The sequence below is a fragment of the Armatimonas sp. genome, from assembly GCF_043760365.1.
In the GTDB taxonomy this organism is placed as follows: domain Bacteria; phylum Armatimonadota; class Armatimonadia; order Armatimonadales; family Armatimonadaceae; genus Armatimonas.
The window spans coordinates 1-2514 of sequence record NZ_JAYUPA010000001.1; the positions used below are offsets into that span (position 1 = coordinate 1).

General features: G+C 59.6%; 3 protein-coding genes and 1 pseudogene. 3 read left to right on the plus strand and 1 reads right to left on the minus strand.

From position 1 onward, the window contains the following. Positions 1–459, minus strand: a 459-nt coding sequence (locus ACH2EH_RS00005) for an AAA family ATPase (protein WP_395137574.1), incomplete at its 3' end; no start/stop codon positions are given. 60 nt (positions 460–519) lie between these two features. On the opposite strand from ACH2EH_RS00005, the gene gcvT reads away from it, so the two are divergent. The 3 genes and pseudogenes from gcvT to ACH2EH_RS00020 all read left to right on the plus strand — a co-directional run. After that, the gene (gene gcvT, locus ACH2EH_RS00010; protein ID WP_395137576.1) at positions 520–1608 is read left to right on the plus strand and encodes a glycine cleavage system aminomethyltransferase GcvT; all 1089 of its coding nucleotides are present in this window, start codon (positions 520–522) and stop codon (positions 1606–1608) included. 61 nt (positions 1609–1669) lie between these two features. Then, positions 1670–2065, plus strand: a complete 396-nt coding sequence (gene gcvH, locus ACH2EH_RS00015) for a glycine cleavage system protein GcvH (RefSeq protein WP_395137578.1) — start codon at positions 1670–1672, stop codon at positions 2063–2065. 6 nt (positions 2066–2071) lie between these two features. Continuing rightward, positions 2072–2514 (plus strand): annotated as a pseudogene (locus tag ACH2EH_RS00020) (glycine dehydrogenase); the annotation flags it as partial.

The window sequence follows — 2514 nt, forward strand, 5'->3', positions numbered from 1 at the left end:
CACACCGGGCGGCGGCTCCTCCAGAGTTTTCAGAAACGCATCTTTGGCATCGCTGGAGAGCTGGTGGGCCTCATCAATAATAAAGACTTTGTAGCGAAACTCCATAGGACCGTAGCCCACTTGCTTGCGCACCTCGTCAATATCAGCGACTCCACGGTGGCTCGCGGCATCGAGCTCGATCACATCAATGCAGCTCCCCGCCGTGATCTCTTTACAGGCATCACACGCGTTGCAGGGCTCTGGTACCGGACCATTATTTCCTGAGAGGCAGTTGAGCGCTTTTGCCAGAAGGCGCGCCATAGTGGTCTTGGCGGTGCCCCGGGTTCCGGTAAAGAGATAGCCGTGGGTGATCCGCTCCGACGTGATAGCGTTTTGGAGGGTGCGCACCACATGCTCCTGCCCGACGACGTCGGCAAAGGTCTGGGGGCGGTACTTTCGATAGAGCGATTGATAGGCCATGAAGCGTGTCTATTGTACCATTCCACAAGTGTACAAACAGAGGGTATAATCTCTCACGGCATGAGCGAAACTTTGCGGCGTACGCCGCTTTATGAAACCCACGTGCGCAGTGCAGCGCGTCTGGTCCCGTTTGCAGGCTGGGAGATGCCTGTTCAATATACGGGAGTAATGGCGGAGGCGAAAGCCGTCCGGGAAGCCGTCGGCCTCTTCGATGTGAGCCACATGGGGCGCGCCTATCTGGACGGTGCACAGGCGACGGATTTCCTGGACTACCTCACGGTGAACGATGTACAGAAACTCACCGACGGTCAGGGGCAGTACAGCCTGATGTGCTACGAAAACGGCGGCGTGGTGGACGATATTATCATCTACCGCGTGCACTCCGAGCGCTACACGATTATTTTCAATGCGGGCAACCGTGACAAAGATCTGGCGTGGATGCGCGAGAAGCTAGTTGATTTCACCGCTACCCTCACCGATGTCTCCGACGAGACCGCGCTGATCGCGGTGCAAGGCCCCAAAGCCATTGGGTTATTGGGTGATGTGATCGCCGCTCTGCCGCGCTTTGGTATCGGTGAGACCGTGTTTGCCGGGATTGCCGTCACGGCGGCCCGCACGGGCTACACGGGCGAAGACGGCGCAGAGCTGATCTGCCCCGCCGACCAATCAGCCGCTCTCTGGGACGCGCTGATCGCCGCGGGAGCCACTGCGTGTGGTCTCGGTGCACGCGATGCTCTGCGCCTGGAGGCGGCATTGCCGCTCTATGGCCACGAGATGGACGAGACCGTCAATCCTTACGAGGCGCGCCTCGGCTGGGTAGTGAAACTCGACAAAACCGCGAACTTTATCGGCAAAGAGGCGTTGCAAGCGGTGAAGGCTGATGGCCCGAGACGTAAATGTGTCGGCATCACTCTTGAAGGCAAGGCAATCCCCCGCGAAGGCTACCTGCTCTTTGCTCCCTCATCGGGCGGGGGGCGGGAGATTGGCCACATCACCTCGGGCACGTTCTCCCCGACCATAGGACGCGGGGTCGCGATGGCCCGGATCGAGAGCGCCTACGCAAAAATCGGCACGGCCCTTGAGGTCGAGATTCGCGGCGCACGCCACGCCGCCACGGTAGCGCCGCTGCCATTTTATAAAAATGTCTGAACCCATCCCCCGGCCCCTTCCCTCAGGGCAGGGAAGGGGAGAAAATATTAGGAAAGAAACCATGTCTAACGTACCGAGTGAGCTGAAGTATTCCAAGTCCCACGAGTGGGTCAAGCTTGACGGCGATATCGCCACGGTGGGAATCACCGACCACGCACAAGAGGAGCTAGGCGATATTGTCTATGTGGAGCTGCCCGAAGTAGGCCGCGTTTTAGCCTACGACGATAGCTTTGGCACGGTGGAGTCCGTCAAAGCCGTCTCCGAGCTGTACTCGCCGCTTGCGGGTGAAGTTGTCGCCGTCAATGAAACGCTCACCGATGACCCGGCCAACAATGGGGCGCTGATCAACACGGCTCCCTACGAAGAAGGCTGGATGATTCAGGTGCGTGTCTCCGATCCTGAGGCACTAACGGAGCTGCTCGATGCCAGCGGCTACAAGAGCGAGATCGGGGAGTAGACGCACGTGTCCTACATTCCTAACACCGATGCTGACCGCGCAAAAATGCTCGCTGCCGTGGGCGCGTCCTCCATTAGTGCGCTCTTTGAACACCTGCCGCAGGCTGTGCGTGATGCCGCTGATTTCTCCGCGCTGCCCGATGCGCTCGATGATATTAGCCTGCGCCGCCGCCTCTTAGAACTCTCGGGCAAGTCCGTCACGATGGACTCCCACCCGTGCTTTTTAGGCGCGGGCATCTACGATCACTTTATCCCTCCCACGGTGGGGTTCGTGACGGGGCGCACGGAGTTCTACACCGCCTACACCCCCTACCAGCCCGAGGTTTCCCAGGGCGTGCTCCAGAGCATCTACGAGTTCCAGAGCCTGATCTGCCAGCTCACGGGGATGGACATCAGCAACGCGTCCATGTACGACGGTGCCACGGCGCTCGCCGAGGCCGTGATCATGGC

Coding starts and splice junctions, on each gene's coding strand:
- gcvT (WP_395137576.1), top strand. CDS start 520: ATGAGCGAAACTTTGCGGCGTACGCCGCTTTATGAAACCCACGTGCGC.
- gcvH (WP_395137578.1), top strand. CDS start 1,670: ATGTCTAACGTACCGAGTGAGCTGAAGTATTCCAAGTCCCACGAGTGG.